Source organism: Acinetobacter sp. GW821-FHT09D10 (assembly GCF_059416285.1).
In genome coordinates this window covers 636,411-655,953 of the sequence record NZ_JBWKOW010000001.1, presented here as the reverse complement: position 1 = coordinate 655,953, position 19,543 = coordinate 636,411, and the positions used below count along the sequence as shown (strand labels likewise).

Genomic DNA, 19,543 nt, shown 5'->3' with positions numbered 1-19,543 from the left:
TTTACTCAATAAAAAGTGCTCCGATAGGGGCACTTTTTATTGAGTAATTTTTTGCTTACGTAATTGTTGGTAATAATTTTTGTAATAAATCAATAAAGTTTGAAACTTTGGCTGAATTTTCATTTTCTCTTGTAATCAAGTAAAGAGGAGCATTCAGTTTTATTGAACTATCAAATTCGCGATAAACAATTTCATGGTCCCAGAAGTTATGCATTGAGGCTGGTACAATAGTGATGCCAATTCCAGCAGCAACTAAATTTAATGTTGCGGTAGGTCGAGGCGCTTCCTGAATAATACGTGGGCTAAAACCCGCTTGATAACAACTGTATAAAATATTGTCATATAAACCCTGCCCTGAAGAGCGACGGTATAAAACAAAATTTTCATTTGATAAGTCACTTGAACTAATTTTTTCTTTTTGTGTAAGTGGATGTCCTGTAGGTAATGCCACCATCATTGGCTCATCTAATATATGAAGATGTTTTAACCCAATATCACGACTAATCGGGGCTCTTAAAAAGGCGATATCAAGTTTTTCCGAGATTAACCGATCTAATTGCTTTTGGCTGCCTGCTTCTTCAAGTTTGGTTTGTACCTTTGGATATATCTCTCGATATGAGCGCAATACTAATGAAATCAGTGGATGTAATCCTGCAGAACTTGTAAAACCAATATTGAGTTGTCCTGTTTTACCTTGGCTGACATCTTGAACTAATTTAGGAATATGTTTGGCATGCTCTAATAAAATTTGTGCTTCTTTAAATAATGCCAAACCTGCTTCGGTCGGTTCAATCCCTCGTGGTTGACGAACAAGCAATTGTGTACCGAGTTCTTCTTCCAGTTTTTTGAGTAAACGTGTTAATGGCGGCTGTTGAATAAATAATCGGTTTGCCGCGTGGGTAATATTTCTTTCTTCAACAACCACAACAAAGGCATGAAGCTTGTGTAAATCTAGCATAGGAATACCTTTAAGGTATGGTTAAAGAAAATAAAAGCATTTGTAGATATGTCATAAAAGTATCATTCTATCTTGGTCAGATAAAGTGAAAAGTAACGAAAATGAACCATGTTGAGATTGCCGTGCAGAAGGAGAATGTACCGAGCTGCACAGAACTATTTTTAGGTTTTTTAACATTAGGTTTAATTGGATTTGGCGGCGTGTTGCCTTTAGCACGAAAAGTCGTTGTAGAGCAGAGACAGTGGCTAAGTCCTGAAAAATTCACTGAGTTACTTGGTCTGTGTCAATTTTTACCGGGTGGCAATATTATTAATTTATCTGTTGCGATTGGCATGGAGTTTCGTGGCATTCGCGGTGCAGTAAGCTCACTGATTGGCTTAATCTTTGCACCGACGGTAATTGTTGTACTTTTACATTATGTCTATGAGCAGTTCCAAGACAACCTCATGGTCAAGCATCTTTTTGAAGGACTAGCGGCAGCTGCTGCTGGGCTACTGGTTGCAACAGGGTTGAAAATGCTCAAGCCTTTATTACGTAATCCATTAGCTATTTGTGTAGTTGTAGTGGCAATTGTCAGTATCGCTTTTCTTAAAATCTCCTTGCTTTTGACCATGCTGGTTTTGTTGTCATTTTATTCAGCTGTTATTTGGAGACGTGTGTAATGGGCGCCGTTCTACTTACTTTAGCCATCATTTTTACTCAATTATCTCTTATTGCATTTGGTGGCGGAAATACAATTTTGCCCGAAATGCAACGTCAAGTGGTTGATATTCATCACTGGATGACTGCACAAGAATTTAGTGCCTTATTCGCAATAGCCCAAGCTGCCCCTGGTCCAAACATGATGATTGTGCCGCTCGTTGGTTGGCATGTAGCAGGGTTATCAGGTTTACTTGTGACATCAACTGCCAAATTTCTACCTTCATCTATTATTACTGTATTTGTAATGAGAGGTTGGTCAAAATTTAAAGATAAAAAATGGCGCCGTGTTTTACAGCTTGCTTTACAACCCGTCACTGTTGGAACGGTACTTGCCAGTGCGTGGATTATTTCTGAGGCGGCTGCAATCAACACTTTACTTATCATTATGGTAATCATTGCAACTTTATTATCTCTAATTAAGAAAGTTCATCCATTACATGTTTTGATCGCAGGGGCTGTATTTGGTGTGGTCTTACTCTAGTTTAACCAGTTTGCCGACCTGCGCTGGATGAGTTCAGGTTGGCTTTTTTTGATTGAAGTGAATAACAATTAAATCTAAAAAACCGATTAAATCTATAAAAACATACTGTTTCACCTATTTTGTGTTTTAACGTACTATGCATCTATTGAAAGAATTTGGATGCATTGGAGTAAAAACAGATGTTAGATCAAAACATTAAAACTCAATTAAAAGCTTACTTAGAACGTTTAGAAAGTCCAATCGAATTAGTTGCTGCTTTGAATGAATCAGATAAAGCTGCTCAAATTAAAGAGCTGGTTACCGAAATTGCTGAACTTTCTGACAAGGTGACTGCCCGTTTTGATGGCAATAATACACGTCGTCCAAGCTTTGGTGTGGCTAAAGCAGGTGAACAACCTCGTGTGTTCTTTGCCGGCTTACCGATGGGCCATGAGTTTACATCTTTGATCTTGGCACTGTTACAGGTGTCTGGCTATGCTCCTAAAGTGTCTGATGAAGTACTTAACCAGATTAAAGGTTTAAACCTCAAAGCTGACTTTGATGTGTTTGTATCGCTAAGCTGTCATAACTGTCCGGACGTGGTACAGGCGCTTAACCTGATTGCGATTTATAACCCGAACACAACGGCAACCATGATTGATGGTTCATTCTTCCAAGACGAAGTAGAACAACGCAAAATCATGGCGGTTCCAATGGTGTTCCAAGACAATGAGCATATTGGTCAAGGTCGTATGACACTTGAAGAAATCGTAGCAAAACTCGATACCAACTCTGCTGAAAAAGATGCAGCAGTGCTTAATGCCAAAGATGCTTTTGATGTGTTAGTAATTGGTGGTGGTCCTGCAGGTGCAACAGCTGCCATCTATGCGGCACGTAAAGGCATCAACACGGGTATCGTGGCTGAACGTTTTGGTGGTCAGGTCATGGATACCATGGATATTGAAAACTTCACATCTGTACAAAAAACTCAAGGTCCTAAGTTTGCTGCCGAAATGGAAGCGCATGTTCGTGAATACGATGTCGATATCATGAACTTGCAACGTGTCAGCAAAATCGTTGGTGCAGATCAAACCGCAAATGGTCTTGTTGAAGTTGAACTCGAAAACGGTGCAAAGCTTGAATCGAAAACAGTGATCCTTTCAACAGGTGCACGTTGGAGAGAAATGAATGTACCAGGTGAACAAGAATACCGTACCCGTGGTGTCGCGTACTGCCCACACTGTGATGGCCCGTTGTTCAAAGGCAAACGTGTTGCCGTGATTGGTGGTGGTAACTCTGGCGTAGAAGCTGCAATTGACCTTGCAGGAATTGTTGAGCATGTAACTTTGGTAGAGTTCGATACCAAACTACGTGCTGACCAAGTCTTGCAAAACAAATTGCATAGCTTGCCAAACACCACTGTGATTATGAATGCTTTAAGTACTGAAGTATTAGGTGATGGTTCACAAGTGACAGGTCTTAAATATAAAGACCGTGCGACTGATCAAGAGCATGTTGTAGAGCTTGCAGGGATCTTTGTCCAGATTGGTTTATTGCCAAACACTGACTTTTTGAAAGACAGTGAACTTGAGTTAACCAACCGTGGCGAGATCATTGTAAATGACCGTAATGAGACCAATGTGAAAGGCGTGTTTGCTGCGGGTGACTGTACCACTGTGCCTTACAAACAAATCATTATTGCCACAGGTGAAGGCGCTAAAGCATCACTCTCTGCATTTGATTACATCATCCGTTCTGGGCAATAAGATTTAGATCCAGAAACAAAAGAGCCAAAGGTTATCCTTTGGCTCTTTTTATTTTTTATGGTTTATATAAACCATGTTCGACTAAATGCTCTCGTAAAATACGACGCAGTTCTAAAACGGCTTGCGGTGTTAACTGAATTGAATGTCCACCTGGAAGAACTTTCTCAGATTTGGCACCCTCTAAGTGAGCACTTTTATAAGGGACAATACCATCTGTAATTACGTTTGGATCATCGCTCTTGGTGATATTTCCCATAATTGAATGAAAAACCAAGCCCTTATGAGGGTTAATATTTTCTGTGAGCTCCATAAATTTGGATTGATGACTCAAATCACTCGGTCCATTTTGAATTAAACCACTATCAATATTACTCAAGAAATCTTTAACATCTAAATTTTCGGTTGTGAGTGAAGTTGCTACAGCTGATAAAAAAGCACCAGGTAGGCGAATAACTTTACGCGCTGCTAACGTAAACCAGCGATCTGCATAATCTGTACCTCGATGAGGGGAAGCCAAGAAAATTGCACGATCAAAATTATTGATTGAATGCATTTGCAATCGTTCAGTAACCATTGGATGTTTCTTAAAGCGGTTTTGCTGACGTGTTGTCATTAGCTCTAAAGCAGGCTTGGTAATATCGCCATCACTTACCAGTAAACGGCTAATAATACCTCCCATACTATGTCCAACAAGTACAGCATCATGTGCAGCAGGATCATTAGAGTTCAAGGAACCAAAAGCTTGCTTAAGAAGGGCATAAGTTTGGAAACGGCTTTCCAGAATCGGCATATTAGTCGAATAGAAAACTTGCCAAACTTGATAATTATCTCTTAAAACCGTGTCACCCATAACATCATTAGTCAAAGCAATCCATGCCTCAGGACTACTCGCGAGCCCATGGACTAATACAATAATTTTTTTATTTGGGTTGTATGGTTCAAGCATATATAGGTGTGGCATGGTCAAGTGCTGATCACGATCAATCAGACTTAAATAAGCCGCGACACCTAAATTATTTTCAGCTAACCATAGGCCGTAAGGCGCGGAAAAGTTGGCCGCTAGAGGATATTGTTTTCCTGCTACACTAATATTGTCGGTCCGGTATGGATCGTAAACCCGAATCACGAATTCAGGATTATTAATAATTTCTTCAACAGTGGTCGCATGTTTTGGTTCAGCTACAATCGTTGCAGCCAAATAACGTGCATGATGAATATTCGGGTTAACACCATTTTTATAATTGTATTTAAGCGGGTCTAAAATATACTCATTAATATCCTCTTTTCCTGAACTCGGAAAAACTGCTACAAATTCAGATCCAAAACCATCACGACGGTTAATAGTTCTTAACCCTGAAAAATTTAAATTATAACTAGAAATTAACTTTTCTAATTTTTGCCCAGCAAGCTGCTGATGAAATTCGAAATCAATCGAATAGACACTTTTACCAATATGTATTTGAGGTTCAACACCATTTTTTTTAGGGTAGCGTAAATCATAAACACTCACCATTTTTGCGATGGCTTGATTATAAAAGTCCCGAATTTGAACTTGTCTATTATCAAAAATACGGTCAGTAGGCTGGCGCTTTGTGGAAAACAAATAGGCGTAACTATAACGAATACTTTTATCCAGTAAATTTAATTGCTGGTCTAAACAATCATCATATTTACTTTGAATATTCGTTTGTTCTTCTTCAGACTTATGTTTAGTAAATCTACTAATTTTACAATTAGATGAATCTGACAAAGCCATTGCTTTTGCCAGATACATTTCACTTGCAGCAGATAAGAACTGTTCATCTAAAATTTGAGGAAGTTTTTTGAGTTGATTTACACAGTTATCAGGTGTGTCAGTACAAACTTTAGCTTCCTGACCAGACATTGATAAAACATTCAGACTTGCTTCGCTGAGTTTATCTTGCGTAAGAATACTATTACGTTCATTTGCAATAGTTACATTCAAAGCTTGCTGTTTAACATTAACGACCTGACAACCACTCAGAATTGAACCGAGTAGTATGACCGTCAATACTGTTTTGCTTCTTTTTATTGAAAACATTATGGTCAAAATTTAGTGGCTCAATGGTAGGTAGATCATACAAATTTTAAAATATTTTTCAAATGATCAAATAAAAAAAAGGGCTGTCAAAACAGCCCTTTTTTATCTAATTAGGCTTATTTTTTAGGTGTTGTGCTAGGGGTAGTGGCAGACATTGCAGGGTTAGTTAAAACTTGCCATACATTCCAACGACCTTGTTTTTCAATTTCTTGAATTAAACGATCAGCAATCTCCGACTCATCTGGATATTTAACTTTATAATTCTTAAGCGTTTGGATCGCATTTTTCTTTTGCTCCATCGCAATATAGTTATTTGCAGCAGCTAAATATGCTTCTTGAACATTACCTTTAATTGCTTTATCTAAATATGGAATCGCTTCGCGTTGACCACCACCTTCAGATAAACCAAAACCGAACCAGAAGTTTGCTTCCGCGTCATCTGGATTAATTTTTAAAAGTCTTTGAGCATATTCTAAAGATCTAGTGGTATGAACAGTACCTAAATCAAGGTTACGTGCAAGAACACTTGCTTTAAAAGCGCGAAGTAAAATATCAAATGATGCATTTGGGTTTGCAGCAAGTGTATCGAGTTGCTGTGTTACTTCTTTAAGTTTACTTTCGAAGCCTTTACGTTCTTGGCGGTCAGTAAAGCGAGGTGGGTAGTGACGAGCTTTACCTTCCACTAACTGTAAGAAGTCATCAATGCTTGTAACGTCAATTTCATTCTCGCCAGCTAAAACTGCATATTTCATTGAACGCTGTGTGTTATTTACAGTCGGAACAATCAGTTTATTGGTGTCGAGAGTAAGCTGTTTGGTTGGGTCATCTTGACGATTAACCACCATTTTCGTTACCGGCTGTGCAGCAGCTTCTTTTAACGCAACTTCAAATGCTGGCGGTTGATCATAGTTAAAAGGATTTAGTGCATAAAAAGGAGGAGTAAGCTCTGGTTCCTTGAAAACAAAAGGCTCAATTTTTTGTTGTTTTACAGGTGCCATTGTACAAGCTGTTAAACTTGAGGTCGCAAGGATGATATATGCCAAAGGCTTAAAATTCATAGGATCTTCCGTTCATTTTAGTAAAGTCAGATTTGGTAGTGGTAAGTCTAGGAAAAGCTAAACCGACATGCAAGAGTAAGCGTGTTACATTATGAATCAAGAATATTACGTTTTTGATATCTTGTTTTGTGCGCCACACTCACGACGCACTTCTTCAAGAATTTTTAGCTCTTCATCACTAAAAGGTTGTTCATCTTGGCTTTCTTTTTTGAAGCTAGGGTCTAGCTCGGATAAACGCTGGCATAAATTATTCATACGCGTTTCATTGTTCTGAATACGATCAAGCAAAACGCGCATACCTTCTAAAATAGGGTCTGACTGATCAGCAGTTGTCGCATATGGGGCAAAACCAATACTTTGTGCATAATCACGGCGACGTTCTTCATCTTTATCTTGGTTTTTGTCGGTATCTTTATAGATATAGCGAGCAGGGTTTCCAACAGCAGTTACACCAGCAGGAACAGCTTTAGTCACTACAGCATTTGAACCGACTTTAGCACCTTTACCTACCGTAAATGGGCCCAAAATTTTCGCGCCAGCACCAACGACAACACCATCTTCTAAAGTTGGGTGACGTTTGCCTGTCTTCCATGTTGTACCGCCTAAGGTAACACCATGATAAAGCGTAACATCATCGCCAATTTCAGCAGTTTCACCAATCACAACACCCATACCATGATCAATAAAAAAACGCTTACCGATTTTAGCACCCGGATGAATTTCGATTCCTGTTGCAAAACGGCTAAATGAAGAAAGTAGGCGCGCTGCACCCTTACAATCTTTTTGCCATAATTCATGCGCAACCCGATGCATCATAATTGCATGAATGCCAGGATAAGTCGTAAGAACTTCGAGTGTATTGCGGGCAGCAGGATCTCGCGCAAATACAGCCTTTATATCTTCTTTAAGCTGCTTAAGCATTGGGTTGATCCTCCTTGTCAGATAATGCTTTTTTCCATTTACCACTGGTTAGAGCTTGCACACGACTAAAAATACCGCGAAGTAAATGATATTCCATACGATCTAATTGTATACGACCAAACAGACGACGCAAGCGTAAAGGCAATAAACGTGGATTCTCTGGATCTAAAAATTCAATTTCAGTCAGCATTTTTTCTAGGTGAGGATAAAACTCTTCCATTTGTTGCTGAGTAACCAAAGGTTCATCCCATTGCATGCTTTGGCCTTGCACTAATGGCATTTCATCTACATTCTGATCGACTTTGTCTTGTTCCAGAGCAGACATGCGAAGCTCATAACATACGACTTGAATCGCTTGCGCAACATTTAATACGCCATAGTCCGGATTTACAGGAATCGTTAAATGGTAATTTGCTAGCGCTAATTCTTCGTTAGTTAAACCACGGTCTTCGCGACCAAAAACAATCGCAATTTGTTGTCCTTGAGTGGTTGCCTTAATAGCTTCTTTAGCCGCAGGTCGCACATCAAGTAAAGGCCAAGGAATAGTGCGACTACGTGCACTTGTTCCAAAAACCAAATGGCAATCTTTAATCGCATCTTCTAATGTGTCTACAATCTCAAGGTGCTCAAATAAATCTTGGGCACCAGCAGCAAGTGCTTGTATATCTGGATGAGGATATGTTTTGGGTGCTACGAGAACTAATTTAATTAGTTCCATTGTTTTCATGGCACGTAAAGCACTGCCAATATTAGCAGGCAAAGTAGTATTTACCATGACAATACGCACTTGTGCTAATTGTTTTGACACGGTGGTGTGGTCAAACGAACTCATAAGATTTCCAGAAATTACGAATATTGAGAAACTTCGCTTTGGTATAAATCCAATGCATCGTCCATAGACATACCCGCAGGAGAGGCAACAGCATGTGGACGAACAGGGTCTGCTGCTTTAGCCGCTTTCGACTTTACTTGATATTCAATATAAATATTATCTTTACCAAAATAATCTCTGAGCTTAGCAAGTAATTCATCTAGAGGTGCGACTTTCCATTGCGGACCAAACAGAAGCTCGGCTTGGGCATAGGGTTGATCAATCTGTAACTGTAGAGCGATATGTTGATGCATATCTACATTGCAAAATGGCAAGATCATGTTTTGCAGATCTTTTGCCAATGTTGGTTGCATGAACTCTTCTGTTAATTTGATTTGAATACTGTTAGCGCGTTTTTGTCTTATTTCATTTAAGGTGAAAGCTTTGGTTAAACGTCCCATTGGACGATCAAAGCCTTCACGCTCATAGATTTCACCTTCGAAAACTACAACACGTTCCACTTGAACAATATCTTTAAAACGTTGGAAGCGCTCATGATTACAGCTGACTTCAATACGTGCCGTACCATCATCAAGTACAATAACAACTCGGTTCGGAAAGTTTGCGACATCAATGACCAAACCTGCATAAACCGTAGTAACGCCACGACGCGTAGCTGTAATTTCATTTAGTTTTACAGGAATAAATGCTTTGAGTTCTTGTCGATAAACATCAATTGGATGGCCCGTTAAATATAAACCAAGCGTATCTTTTTCGCCTTTTAGACGAACTTCATCACTCCACGGTTTAACAGGCTTAGCTGGTTTACGTTGAACTTCTTCAACTTCACCAAATAAATCCATAATACCGCTTTCACGGTTACTTCGAGCTTGTTCAGCAGCTTGAACAGCTTCAGGCAATTGAGCCATTAAGCTTGCACGCTCAATTCCTAAGCAGTCGAGTGCACCTGCACGAATTAAGGCTTCAAGAGTACGCTTATTGATTTTCTTTAAATCAATACGATGGCAAAAATCGAATAGATCTGTATAAGGGCCATATTGTCGACGAGAGTCAATAACTGACTGCATTGCTTGTTCGCCGACACCTTTAATTGCACCTAAACCATAAACAATCGTTTTATCATTACTCGCATGGAAGTGATAAGTCGACATGTTGACCGATGGTGGTAAAACATCAAGATTATTATTTCGACAGTCATCAATCAAGAATACAACACTGTCTGTGTTTTGCATTTCCGATGTCATGACGGCTGCCATAAACTCAGCAGGGTAATGAGCTTTCAACCATGCTGTATGGTAGGCAACGAGTGCATAAGCAGCGGCGTGAGATTTGTTAAAACCATAGCCTGCAAACTTTTCCATATAGTCAAAGATATGGTTGGCTGTGCTTTCATCAATACCTTTTTCAGCAGCACCTTCTAGGAAAATTTGGCGTTGCTTAACCATTTCCTCAGGTTTCTTTTTACCCATTGCACGGCGTAATAAGTCTGCGCCGCCTAACGTGTAACCTGCACAGATCTGTGCAGCCTGCATAACTTGTTCCTGATAAACCATAATCCCGTATGTTGGTTCTAATACACCTTCAAGAAGGGGATGGAGATATTCAAAATCTCCACCATGCATACGGTGAATAAAGTCAGGAATCAGGTCCATTGGACCTGGACGATACAATGATACGAACGCAATAATTTCTTCGAATTTGCTTGGGCGTGCTTCTTTAAGCATCCGTTTCATGCCGACGGATTCAAACTGGAATACCGCTGTCGTATTTGCATCGGCAAAGACAGAATATGCTTTAGCGTCGTCTAGAGGAACATGCAAGATATTGAGCTGATCATTACTGTCGCGGTTTTTATTAATATTTTGGATCGCGTCTTCGATAACCGTTAAGTTACGTAAGCCCAAGAAGTCGAATTTGACCAGACCTGCTGCTTCTACATCGTCTTTATCATATTGAGCAACGCGGTTCGTTCCATCTGCATCACAAAGTACAGCCGAGAAATCAGTAATTTTACCTGGTGCAATGACTACACCTCCGGCATGTTTACCAGTATTTCGGGTTACACCTTCTAATTTTAATGCCATTTCCCAGATTTCGCTTGCATCGTCGTTATCTGGGTTAGATGGGTTGGTTACAATATCTTTAAGCTGAGGTTCCATATCAATAGCGGTGGCTAAGTCCACACCAAGCGGTTTGGTAGGCACCATTTTTGAAATACGGTCAGCTAAACCGTAAGATTTACCTAATACACGTGCAACGTCACGGATTGCACCTTTTGCTGCCATGGTTCCGAAAGTTGCAATTTGTGAAACGGCTTCGCGACCATAAGTACGCGATACATAATCAATGACGCGGTCACGTCCAGCAATACAGAAATCGACGTCAAAGTCAGGCATCGATACACGTTCTGGGTTTAAGAAACGTTCGAAGAGTAGATCGTAACGAAGTGGATCAAGGTCAGTAATTTTTAAGCTATATGCAACTAATGAACCTGCACCTGAACCACGACCTGGCCCTACAGGAACACCATTATTTTTTGCCCATTGAATAAAGTCCATGACGATGAGGAAGTATCCTGGGAAACCCATTTTCAGGATAATACCGACTTCATAATCAATTCGTTCATCGTAAGGCTTACGAATCTCTGCCCAGTCCTCGCCACGTTTTTCAACAGGGTAAAGATAATTTAAGCGTTCTTCCAAACCTACTTTTGATAAATGTTCAAAATAAGTGTCGATGGTAAAACCATCTGGAATTGGATAGTCAGGTAAAAAGTAAGTACCGAGTTGTAGTTTAACGTTGCAGCGTTTGGCAATATGATAGGTGTTCTCGATAGCACTAGGAATGTCGGAAAACAATTCGATCATTTCATCTGAGGTTTTAAAGTGCTGCTCAGGGCTATACGTCCGTGGACGGCGATTATCTGCTAATACATAACCATCAGCGATACAAACACGTGCTTCGTGTGCCTCGAAATCTTCTTTTTCTACAAAGTGCACATCATTATGTGCAACTACACCAATATTATATTGTGCAGCAAGCTTAGCTGCTTCTTGAATAAAGTCTTCTTCACCTGGACGGTCAGTACGTGTTAAAGCCAGATAAACACGGTTACCAAACTTTTCGAGCCATGCTTCTAAAAGGGGAGCAGCTTTTTGAGGGTTAGATGAGCAAAGCATCTGACCAACATCACTATGCTGGCCAAGTAAAACGATAATATCTTGATGCTGTTCAAGTACCCATTCTTTTTGTACACATGGAATACTGAGCTGTTGTCCTTCAATAAAGCCGCGTGAAACGATTTCGGTGAGACTTTTCCACCCAACATCACTCATTGCAAGTAAGGTGACACGATGTTGAGCATCATCAAGGCGAATTGTGCTACCTAAAAGCGGCTTAATTCCTTTTTTTAAACAAGAATTATAAAATTTTACCGCCGCATGGAGGTTAGAGAGATCAGTTAATGCCAACGCAGGCATTTGGTCTTTAACCGCAGCATTGACCAAGTCAGGTATGCGAACTATCGACTCTGTAATCGAAAATTCTGTATAAATACCTAGATGAACAAACTGCATAAACCAATCCTTAATGCGACCACAGCATAGTTTAACACGCAAAGTTAAAAGGAAATGGTTAATATTTTGGCAAACTGTTAAGGATTTTATTATTTAAGAAGAATGAGTTGAACAACTATTGTACAAATTTAATATAAAAGACATTATTTTTATAAAATATGACCAGCTCAAACATTTAGGTTTGAGCTGGTTGAAAAACTTAGTACTGCCAGAACATGCGTTGAATTTCTTTAGCATCGGTAGTCTTGGTAAGAGCTAATGCTGCAAGAAGACGCGCTTTCTGAGGATTTAAATCATGTGCAGCTACCCAGCCATATTTAGAGTCAGGTTGTTCTGCATCACGCACTACAAAACCTTGTGGAACACGTGATGAGCGGATAATTTGAATACCGTTCTTGTCGTGAAGATTTTGTAAAGTTGGTACGATATAGTTCGCAACTGAACCGTTACCAGTACCTGCATGGATAATCGCTTTAGCGCCAGCTTTTGCATATGCTTCATAAGCATCTGGAAGCATAGAGTCTGAGCCATAAACGATCTGTACCATTGGAAGTGCATCACCTTTAATATTTTCAATATTAAATTCTGAAGCATTTGTAAAACGTTTTACAGACTGTCTGAACCAGTATGGCTTGCCTTCAACTAATGTACCTAAAGCGCCCCATTGGCTAACAAAAGCATTTGTATGAATGTTAATGCCTTTAGTTACATCACGCGCAGCAAAAATAGAGTCGTTCATAAGAACCATAACGCCTTTATTTTTTGCATCATCAGAAGCTGCTAAAGCAACTGCACTATAAAGGTTAAGTGGGCCGTCTGCTGAAAGAGCAGTTGAAGGGCGCATTGAACCAACAATAACAATCGGTTTATCAGTGTGAACAACCAGATTTAAGAAAAATGCTGTTTCTTCTAAAGTATCTGTACCGTGAGTAATCACAACACCATTAACAGATGGTTTTTTTACCAGCTCATTTACTTGACGAGCAATTTGTAATAATTCCTTGTCAGTAATACTTTCAGAAGCGACCTGTAATGCCTGAATACCAGTTACATTCGCCAAATCTTTGATTTGTGGAACTGCATTAATTAAGGCATCAACTGGAACTTTCGCAGCAGTGTAAGTTGCGCTGTTCGTTGAATTTGCGCCAGCACCTGCGATAGTACCGCCAGTGGCAACAACAACTACATTGTTTTTTGCGTAAAGTGGGAGAGAGCAGGCTAATAAGCCCATCGCTAAACCTAAAGATTTAACAGTTTTAGTCAACATCGAAAATATCCTTATGAAGTGACGAAAGTAAAAAAAGTTTGTCGAATATGTCTGCTTTTCCTAAGCAAAATACATACCATGTAAAACATATTCGTAACTTGCTGAATAAGAAGCATCCCTGAATAGCATTTTGTTTCACCAACAATTACTTAGTCATTGCTTTTATTCAGCGTTAATAAATATCATGAATAAAATAAAAAATCTATTAAGTTTTTCTAATTTATCTCGATTTGTTTGCTTTTTAATATAAAGAAAGCAAATGATTTTTTTATCTTTATAAAATTAAAAAATAATGGGTGTGGTGGGGGATTTATTTACCATTTGGTACTTATATGGTGTTGATTACAAAGTTTATTATTTATAAATAAAATTATATAAATCTTTTAGTAGGGAAACTAAATAACAATTACAATAGTTTAATATAATTAAGTTGTAATAAAATGAATTAAAATTTAATCACTTGATGCTTATTTTTAAGAATATAAATTCTGTTTGGGTGATTTTTATTCTCTTTTTAAGGTTTACTTTAAAAAATTTAATAGGAGTTAAAAGCTATTATTTGGTTCATTATTTAATATGAAAATATAGATAAATTTTTATTGTTTAATTTTAGAATAAAAAGAAGAGCAATTTTATAAGGTCATATAAAATTGCTCTTAAGTTGGGAGAGTGGGAGAAAAGAGAAACTTAAGCGGTCGTTTGTTCTTGAGTTGATTTAATTAATACAGGCTCTGGCAGCTCTTCAGTGTCAGCTACTTTATCACCTTCAAGTTTAGCAACTACGGCAGTAGCAATACTGTTACCTACTACGTTTGTTGCAGTACGACCCATATCAAGGAACTGATCTATACCAAGCAATAAGAGAATGCCTGCTTCAGGTAAATGGAACATGGTAAGTGTTGCTGAAATAACGACGATAGAAGCTCGTGATACACCCGCAATACCTTTACTTGTCACCATAAGCGTTAACAGAATTAAGATTTGTTGAGTGAAGCTAAGATCGATGTTGTAAGCTTGAGCAATAAACAGTACTGCAAACGTGGTGTACATCATTGAACCATCTAAGTTAAATGAATAACCCAGCGGTAATACAAAGCTAGTCACTTTTTTAGGTACACCAAATTTATTTAGTGCATCCATTACTTTAGGGTAGGCAGATTCACTTGAAGCGGTAGCAAAAGCAAGCGTTACAGGTTCACGAATTAATTTGCCTAAGCGGAAAATATCTTTTTTAAGTACGATTGCACCAACAGAGAACAAAATAATCCAAAGCAACAGAAGACCGAAATAGAACTCTGCGATTAAAATACCGTAGTCAACAATCAAACCTAAACCTTGTACCGTAATTGCTGAAGCGATTGCAGCAAATACTGCAAAAGGTGCGAACATCATGACGTAATCGGTAATGCGGAACATGATCTTGCTAAGTTCTTCAGTCAAACGGATAATGACAGAGTCTTTTTCTTTACCTTGATTTACAAAAGCAAGAGCTGAACCAAAGAAGATTGAGAAAACAAGTACTTGTAGGATGTCATTGTTGGCCATTGCTTCTGCAATGCTGCGTGGAAATACATGACTTATAAATGATTGTAGTGTAAAGCCAGTGGTCGCTGGGAGAGAAGCGCCACTAAGTTGTTGAGCTGTTGGTAGTGCTAAGTCTAAAGCTGCACCAGGTTGGAAGAAGTTAGCTAATCCCATACCGATTGCAAGCGATACAAACGAAGCAGTAATAAACCAAGTCATTGACTTAAGTGTAATACTTCCAATTGATGTAGATTTCCCCATTGATACAATGCCTGAAACAATTGTGGCAAATACCAATGGAGCAATAATCATTTTGATTAAGCGTAAAAAGATGTCTGAAATAATGCTGAAATAAGAAGCGATTTGCTTCAGTTGCTCACCTTCATTGAAAAAGTGGTGACAAATCCAACCTGTCAGTATGCCGAGTAAAATAGCAATAACAATATACTTGAGCAATTTCTTTTGCTTCATATGAACCTCTATCCATTTGATTCAATCATTCTTTGATGGGATTTGAATGATTGAAAGCTTTCCTTGTTAGTTCAGTCCGGTCGTTCTACCGATTTTATCTTCCTAGATATCTGTATCTGTTTAACCGAATCGAATATGGTGATGTTGTTATGGAAGGGGATTGTTGCTCGATTTTGAAGCAGTGTGAAATGCAAAAATATATTGATCCATGCATTTTTTGCATAATAAAGATTGAGGAAAATGCGAAATTACATACAAATTTAAACGTATGGTAAAAAATATATAAATGAATTTTTAAACTGAATTTATAGATTAAAAGAATTAAATTTCTAATGAAAAGTATTTAATTTCAAATCATTATTTTTGAATTGGTGGGAAAGTGAGAACGTTTTTTGATAATTCTTTTTTTTAAGTAATAAAATAGAATTATCAAAAAAGGCATCCAATTTAAGATGCCTTTTTTGATATGCATTTTTTTAACGACGGTTGGCTAAGAAACGACCTAAGCGAGTAATTGCTTCTCGTAATTCATTTTCAGCAGGTAAGAAAACCACGCGGAAATGATCTGGAGTTGGCCAATTAAAGCCCGTACCTTGCACCAATAACACTTTTTCTGCACGTAACAAATCAAGCATTAACTTTTCGTCATCTTCAATTGGATAGATGTTCGGATCGAGGCGAGGGAAACAGTACATTGCTCCCTCTGGTTTCACGCAGCTTACCCCTGGAATTTCATTTAGCATTTCCCAAGCAATATTACGCTGTTCGTATAAACGGCCACCCGGACGAATCAAGTCATTAATTGATTGATATCCTCCGAGGGCGGTTTGAATCGCATATTGAGCTTGAACGTTTGCACATAGGCGCATAGATGCCAACATATCTAAACCTTCGATATAGTCAGCAGCACGGCTTTTGTCACCAGTAATTGCCATCCATCCTGAACGGAAACCTGCAATACGATAAGCTTTTGACAAGCCATTAAAAGATACGCATAGCTGGTCACCCGCTAATGACGCCACCGAAACATGTTCAATGCCGTCATAAATAATTTTGTCGTAAATTTCGTCAGCAAATAAAATTAAGTCATGTTTCTTTGCAACTGCGACAATTTGTTCAAGCACATGACGTGGATAGACGGAACCAGTCGGGTTGTTCGGATTAATAATAACAATACCGCGTGTGTTCGGCGTAATTTTACTTTCAATATCAGTAATATCTGGATACCAGCTATTTTCTTCATCACATTTATAGTGGATTGCTGTACCACCTGAAAGATTAACCGCTGCTGTCCAAAGTGGATAATCTGGCATTGGAATCAACATTTCATCGCCATCATCTAATAGGCCTTGCATAGCCATGACAATAAGTTCAGATACGCCATTACCGATATACACGTCATTCACGTGCATATTTAGAATGCCTTTTTGTTGGTAATACTGGCAGATAGCTTTACGTGCTGGAAAGATACCTTTTGAGTCAACATAACCAATTGCATTTGGTAGGTTTAAAGCAACGTCATTAATAATTTCTTGTGGGGCTTCAAAACCAAATGGAGCAGGGTTGCCGATATTTAGCTTGATGATTTTATGTCCTTGCTCTTCCATTTCATTGGCGGCTCGTAATACTGGTCCGCGAATGTCATAACAAACATGCTCAAGCTTCGATGATTTCTTTATTTCTCGAGAAGTTGGCATGGATTGGAGGGTAGCAGTATTTTTAGACATAGCTGGATTCACTTTTGCATATCGGTATAAATAACTTTTAAATGTTTTAACTGTTACCAAATTCAGATCGTGTTGATCTTTTAGTAATTCAACAATTTTTTCATGGGTAAAGCCCGATTGCTGATACTGTTTGATAACTGGTAATAGTTGCTGGAAAAGCACACTTTTTTTCTGAGACATGTTTTGTCCTATACAACCGTGCCAAACAAGAATAGCACCATCTTTGCTTCCTTGGAAGAAAATAAAGCATAATTTTGCTTACTTTTTGATTTTGAATTTTGCTTACTTTTTGCTTTCCATTACTTAGATGATTAAATTCCAACAAATTTTACGTTCAGAGACTAGTGTTTTTGTGATGAATGGCGTAAATATAAAAACTCAATCATCAGAAATGTTTACATCAGAATAAAGGTGCATGTCATGGGAAAAGTCAATAAAACAGACCGGGAATGGCAAAGAGAGTTATCACCAGAAGAGTATCGGATTACACGACAAAAGGGCACTGAGCCTGCATTTACGGGGCAATACTGGAATACTAAGCAACATGGTACCTATGTCTGCCGTTGCTGCGGCGCAGAATTGTTCTCATCAGATACTAAATATGACAGTGGTTGTGGTTGGCCTAGCTTCTTTAAACCGATTGAGGCAACCGCAATTGAAGAACATGACGATTTATCGCATGGTATGGTCAGAACAGAAATTGTTTGTCATGATTGCGAAGCCCATTTAGGGCATGTTTTTGAAGATGGACCACAGCCGACTGGTTTGCGCTATTGTGTAAACTCGGCATCATTACAACTGAAATCACAAGAAAAAAATGATGAGGAAACCTATCCATGAGTAATATTTATCAGTTTGAAGCTGAACTGTTAGAGGGTGAAGTTAAGCAATTAGCTGATTACAAAGGTAAAGTTTTACTAATTGTAAATACTGCAAGTAAATGTGGTTTTACACCACAATTTGCTGGCCTTGAAAAACTTTATGAGAAATATAAAGATCAAGGTTTGGAAGTTTTAGGTTTTCCCTGCAACCAGTTTGGGGGGCAAGATCCAGGCAACAATAAAGAAATCGGTACTTTTTGTCAGCGCAACTATGGGGTGAAATTCCCGATGTTTGCAAAAGTTGATGTAAAAGGACCAGAAGCTCATGTGATTTTTAGATATTTAACACGTGAAGCTAAAGGTATTTTGGGTAGTAGTACGATTAAATGGAACTTTACCAAATTTTTAGTGGGAAGAGATGGCGCAGTGTTAAACCGCTATGCCCCTACGACTAAACCAGAAGCTTTAGAAGCTGATATTGAAAAAGCATTAGCAAGTTAATGAATTCAATGAACGCTATTCCCCAAGCTTTTGAGTTTTGGCAAGATGGGCGAATGCCTTATGTTGAAACCAGAAGGTCTTGTTTTAGCCGAACATGTTATAAGTCTCATAGTCATCCAACATTTTCAATTGGAGCTATAGACGAAGGGAATAGCGTTTTTCAAAGCTCATTTGGTACAGCACAAAAGATTTCTGCCAGCACATTAGTCATTGTGCCTGCCCACATTGAACATTCTTGTAACCCGCTGCCTGATCAGGCTTGGAGTTACCAGATGTTGCATCTGGATATATCTTGGCTTAATCAATGGTATGCCGAGTTTCAAAAAGAGAGCTTTGATTTAAATTTGCCCCAGCATAGACCTCTCATTATTAAAGATGAAAATTTATATCAGGCTTTTTCTGATATGAATGAAACTTTATTTGATTCTCAAAAATTAATTCTCGAAAAAGAACAGTCGCTTATCTATTGCCTTACACAGTTGTTATTACCTCATTTTATATTAGAAGAAATACAGAAAACTCAATATTTGTATGAAAGCTTTTTGGACTTAATTCATATTATTAAATCATCCGAACGATTTATTTCTTTAGAAGAGCTTGCCCAACAGGTGGGCCTTAGTCGATATGCAATCATTCGTCTATTTAAAGCCAATGTGGGCTTAACCCCGCATGCATTTCAAATTAATTTAAAGATTAATCAGGCCAGAGCACAATTAAAACAAGGCATTCCACTCGCAGAGCTGGCTGTAAATTTAGGCTTTAGTGATCAGAGCCATTTTCATAAAGCTTTCAAAGCCCATACAGGAGTCACTCCTCGTCAGTTCCAACTCGTTGCCGCGCAATAATTTACAAGAAATTATTTTTCTCTATTTTTAAGCTATTCCATACTGTTTTACCG

At 38.5% G+C, this 19,543-nt stretch carries 15 protein-coding genes; 6 read left to right on the top strand and 9 right to left on the bottom strand.

Annotated features, from left to right (window positions below):
- Window positions 1-55 precede the first annotated feature (55 nt).
- The gene (locus AC07M3_RS03045) at window positions 56-958 is read right to left on the bottom strand and encodes a LysR family transcriptional regulator (RefSeq protein ID WP_209733387.1); all 903 of its coding nucleotides are present in this window, start codon (window positions 956-958) and stop codon (window positions 56-58) included.
- A gap of 101 nt (window positions 959-1,059) precedes the next feature.
- Between AC07M3_RS03045 and AC07M3_RS03040 the strand changes: the two genes are divergently transcribed.
- The 3 genes from AC07M3_RS03040 to ahpF all read left to right on the top strand — a co-directional run bounded on the left by AC07M3_RS03040 (window position 1,060) and on the right by ahpF (window position 3,886).
- Window positions 1,060-1,620 carry a chromate transporter gene (locus AC07M3_RS03040; protein ID WP_494566468.1) on the top strand — a complete coding sequence of 187 codons (561 nt, stop codon included), beginning with the start codon at window positions 1,060-1,062 and terminating at the stop codon, window positions 1,618-1,620.
- Window positions 1,620-2,141, top strand: coding sequence for a chromate transporter (locus tag AC07M3_RS03035; RefSeq protein ID WP_494566467.1), 522 nt, complete (start codon window positions 1,620-1,622; stop codon window positions 2,139-2,141). The genes AC07M3_RS03040 and AC07M3_RS03035 overlap by 1 nt, the downstream gene beginning before the upstream one ends.
- Before the next feature lie 179 nt (window positions 2,142-2,320).
- Window positions 2,321-3,886 carry an alkyl hydroperoxide reductase subunit F gene (gene ahpF / locus AC07M3_RS03030; RefSeq protein WP_494566466.1) on the top strand — a complete coding sequence of 522 codons (1,566 nt, stop codon included), beginning with the start codon at window positions 2,321-2,323 and terminating at the stop codon, window positions 3,884-3,886.
- 55 nt (window positions 3,887-3,941) lie between these two features.
- On the opposite strand, the gene AC07M3_RS03025 is transcribed toward ahpF, so the two are convergent.
- From AC07M3_RS03025 to AC07M3_RS02990, 8 genes are all read right to left on the bottom strand, one after another.
- On the bottom strand, window positions 3,942-5,948 hold the full coding sequence (locus tag AC07M3_RS03025; RefSeq protein WP_494566465.1) for an esterase/lipase family protein: 2,007 nt from the start codon (window positions 5,946-5,948) through the stop codon (window positions 3,942-3,944).
- 116 nt (window positions 5,949-6,064) lie between these two features.
- Entirely contained in the window at window positions 6,065-7,006 is a 942-nt protein-coding gene (locus tag AC07M3_RS03020; RefSeq protein ID WP_213074567.1) for an ABUW_2363 family tetratricopeptide repeat lipoprotein, read from the bottom strand.
- A 105-nt stretch (window positions 7,007-7,111) separates the two neighbouring features.
- Window positions 7,112-7,927, bottom strand: a complete 816-nt coding sequence (gene cysE / locus AC07M3_RS03015; RefSeq protein ID WP_092705534.1) for a serine O-acetyltransferase — start codon at window positions 7,925-7,927, stop codon at window positions 7,112-7,114.
- Window positions 7,920-8,759: an RNA methyltransferase gene (locus tag AC07M3_RS03010; protein WP_494566464.1), complete on the bottom strand. Its 840-nt coding sequence runs from the start codon at window positions 8,757-8,759 to the stop codon at window positions 7,920-7,922. Before AC07M3_RS03010 ends, cysE begins: the two co-directional genes overlap by 8 nt.
- A 14-nt stretch (window positions 8,760-8,773) precedes the next feature.
- Complete coding sequence (gene dnaE, locus AC07M3_RS03005; RefSeq protein ID WP_494566463.1) at window positions 8,774-12,334, bottom strand: DNA polymerase III subunit alpha; 3,561 nt, start codon at window positions 12,332-12,334, stop codon at window positions 8,774-8,776.
- Between the two features lie 199 nt (window positions 12,335-12,533).
- A complete protein-coding gene (locus AC07M3_RS03000; RefSeq protein WP_045432880.1) occupies window positions 12,534-13,601 on the bottom strand; it encodes a type II asparaginase in 1,068 nt (355 codons plus the stop codon).
- A gap of 687 nt (window positions 13,602-14,288) precedes the next feature.
- Complete coding sequence (locus AC07M3_RS02995) at window positions 14,289-15,596, bottom strand: dicarboxylate/amino acid:cation symporter (RefSeq protein WP_494566462.1); 1,308 nt, start codon at window positions 15,594-15,596, stop codon at window positions 14,289-14,291.
- Window positions 15,597-16,072: 476 nt separating this feature from the next.
- The gene (locus tag AC07M3_RS02990; RefSeq protein ID WP_133746222.1) at window positions 16,073-17,503 is read right to left on the bottom strand and encodes a pyridoxal phosphate-dependent aminotransferase; all 1,431 of its coding nucleotides are present in this window, start codon (window positions 17,501-17,503) and stop codon (window positions 16,073-16,075) included.
- A gap of 240 nt (window positions 17,504-17,743) precedes the next feature.
- On the opposite strand from AC07M3_RS02990, the gene msrB reads away from it, so the two are divergent.
- Genes msrB through AC07M3_RS02975 form a run of 3 tightly spaced genes read left to right on the top strand, consistent with a single transcriptional unit; the run spans window position 17,744 to window position 19,490 of the window.
- The gene (msrB, locus tag AC07M3_RS02985) at window positions 17,744-18,163 is read left to right on the top strand and encodes a peptide-methionine (R)-S-oxide reductase MsrB (protein ID WP_005041267.1); all 420 of its coding nucleotides are present in this window, start codon (window positions 17,744-17,746) and stop codon (window positions 18,161-18,163) included.
- Entirely contained in the window at window positions 18,160-18,645 is a 486-nt protein-coding gene (locus AC07M3_RS02980; RefSeq protein ID WP_003651303.1) for a glutathione peroxidase, read from the top strand. The genes msrB and AC07M3_RS02980 overlap by 4 nt, the downstream gene beginning before the upstream one ends.
- Window positions 18,645-19,490, top strand: a complete 846-nt coding sequence (locus AC07M3_RS02975) for an AraC family transcriptional regulator (RefSeq protein ID WP_494566461.1) — start codon at window positions 18,645-18,647, stop codon at window positions 19,488-19,490. The genes AC07M3_RS02980 and AC07M3_RS02975 overlap by 1 nt, the downstream gene beginning before the upstream one ends.
- Window positions 19,491-19,543 lie beyond the last annotated feature (53 nt).

What these genes read in the sequence shown, in the direction of transcription:
- AC07M3_RS03045 (WP_209733387.1), bottom strand. Translation starts at nt 958, where the DNA reads ATGCTAGATTTACACAAGCTTCATGCCTTTGTTGTGGTTGTTGAAGAA.
- AC07M3_RS03040 (WP_494566468.1), top strand. Translation starts at nt 1,060, where the DNA reads ATGAACCATGTTGAGATTGCCGTGCAGAAGGAGAATGTACCGAGCTGC.
- AC07M3_RS03035 (WP_494566467.1), top strand. Translation starts at nt 1,620, where the DNA reads ATGGGCGCCGTTCTACTTACTTTAGCCATCATTTTTACTCAATTATCT.
- ahpF (WP_494566466.1), top strand. Translation starts at nt 2,321, where the DNA reads ATGTTAGATCAAAACATTAAAACTCAATTAAAAGCTTACTTAGAACGT.
- AC07M3_RS03025 (WP_494566465.1), bottom strand. Translation starts at nt 5,948, where the DNA reads ATGTTTTCAATAAAAAGAAGCAAAACAGTATTGACGGTCATACTACTC.
- AC07M3_RS03020 (WP_213074567.1), bottom strand. Translation starts at nt 7,006, where the DNA reads ATGAATTTTAAGCCTTTGGCATATATCATCCTTGCGACCTCAAGTTTA.
- cysE (WP_092705534.1), bottom strand. Translation starts at nt 7,927, where the DNA reads ATGCTTAAGCAGCTTAAAGAAGATATAAAGGCTGTATTTGCGCGAGAT.
- AC07M3_RS03010 (WP_494566464.1), bottom strand. Translation starts at nt 8,759, where the DNA reads ATGAGTTCGTTTGACCACACCACCGTGTCAAAACAATTAGCACAAGTG.
- dnaE (WP_494566463.1), bottom strand. Translation starts at nt 12,334, where the DNA reads ATGCAGTTTGTTCATCTAGGTATTTATACAGAATTTTCGATTACAGAG.
- AC07M3_RS03000 (WP_045432880.1), bottom strand. Translation starts at nt 13,601, where the DNA reads ATGTTGACTAAAACTGTTAAATCTTTAGGTTTAGCGATGGGCTTATTA.
- AC07M3_RS02995 (WP_494566462.1), bottom strand. Translation starts at nt 15,596, where the DNA reads ATGAAGCAAAAGAAATTGCTCAAGTATATTGTTATTGCTATTTTACTC.
- AC07M3_RS02990 (WP_133746222.1), bottom strand. Translation starts at nt 17,503, where the DNA reads ATGTCTCAGAAAAAAAGTGTGCTTTTCCAGCAACTATTACCAGTTATC.
- msrB (WP_005041267.1), top strand. Translation starts at nt 17,744, where the DNA reads ATGGGAAAAGTCAATAAAACAGACCGGGAATGGCAAAGAGAGTTATCA.
- AC07M3_RS02980 (WP_003651303.1), top strand. Translation starts at nt 18,160, where the DNA reads ATGAGTAATATTTATCAGTTTGAAGCTGAACTGTTAGAGGGTGAAGTT.
- AC07M3_RS02975 (WP_494566461.1), top strand. Translation starts at nt 18,645, where the DNA reads ATGAATTCAATGAACGCTATTCCCCAAGCTTTTGAGTTTTGGCAAGAT.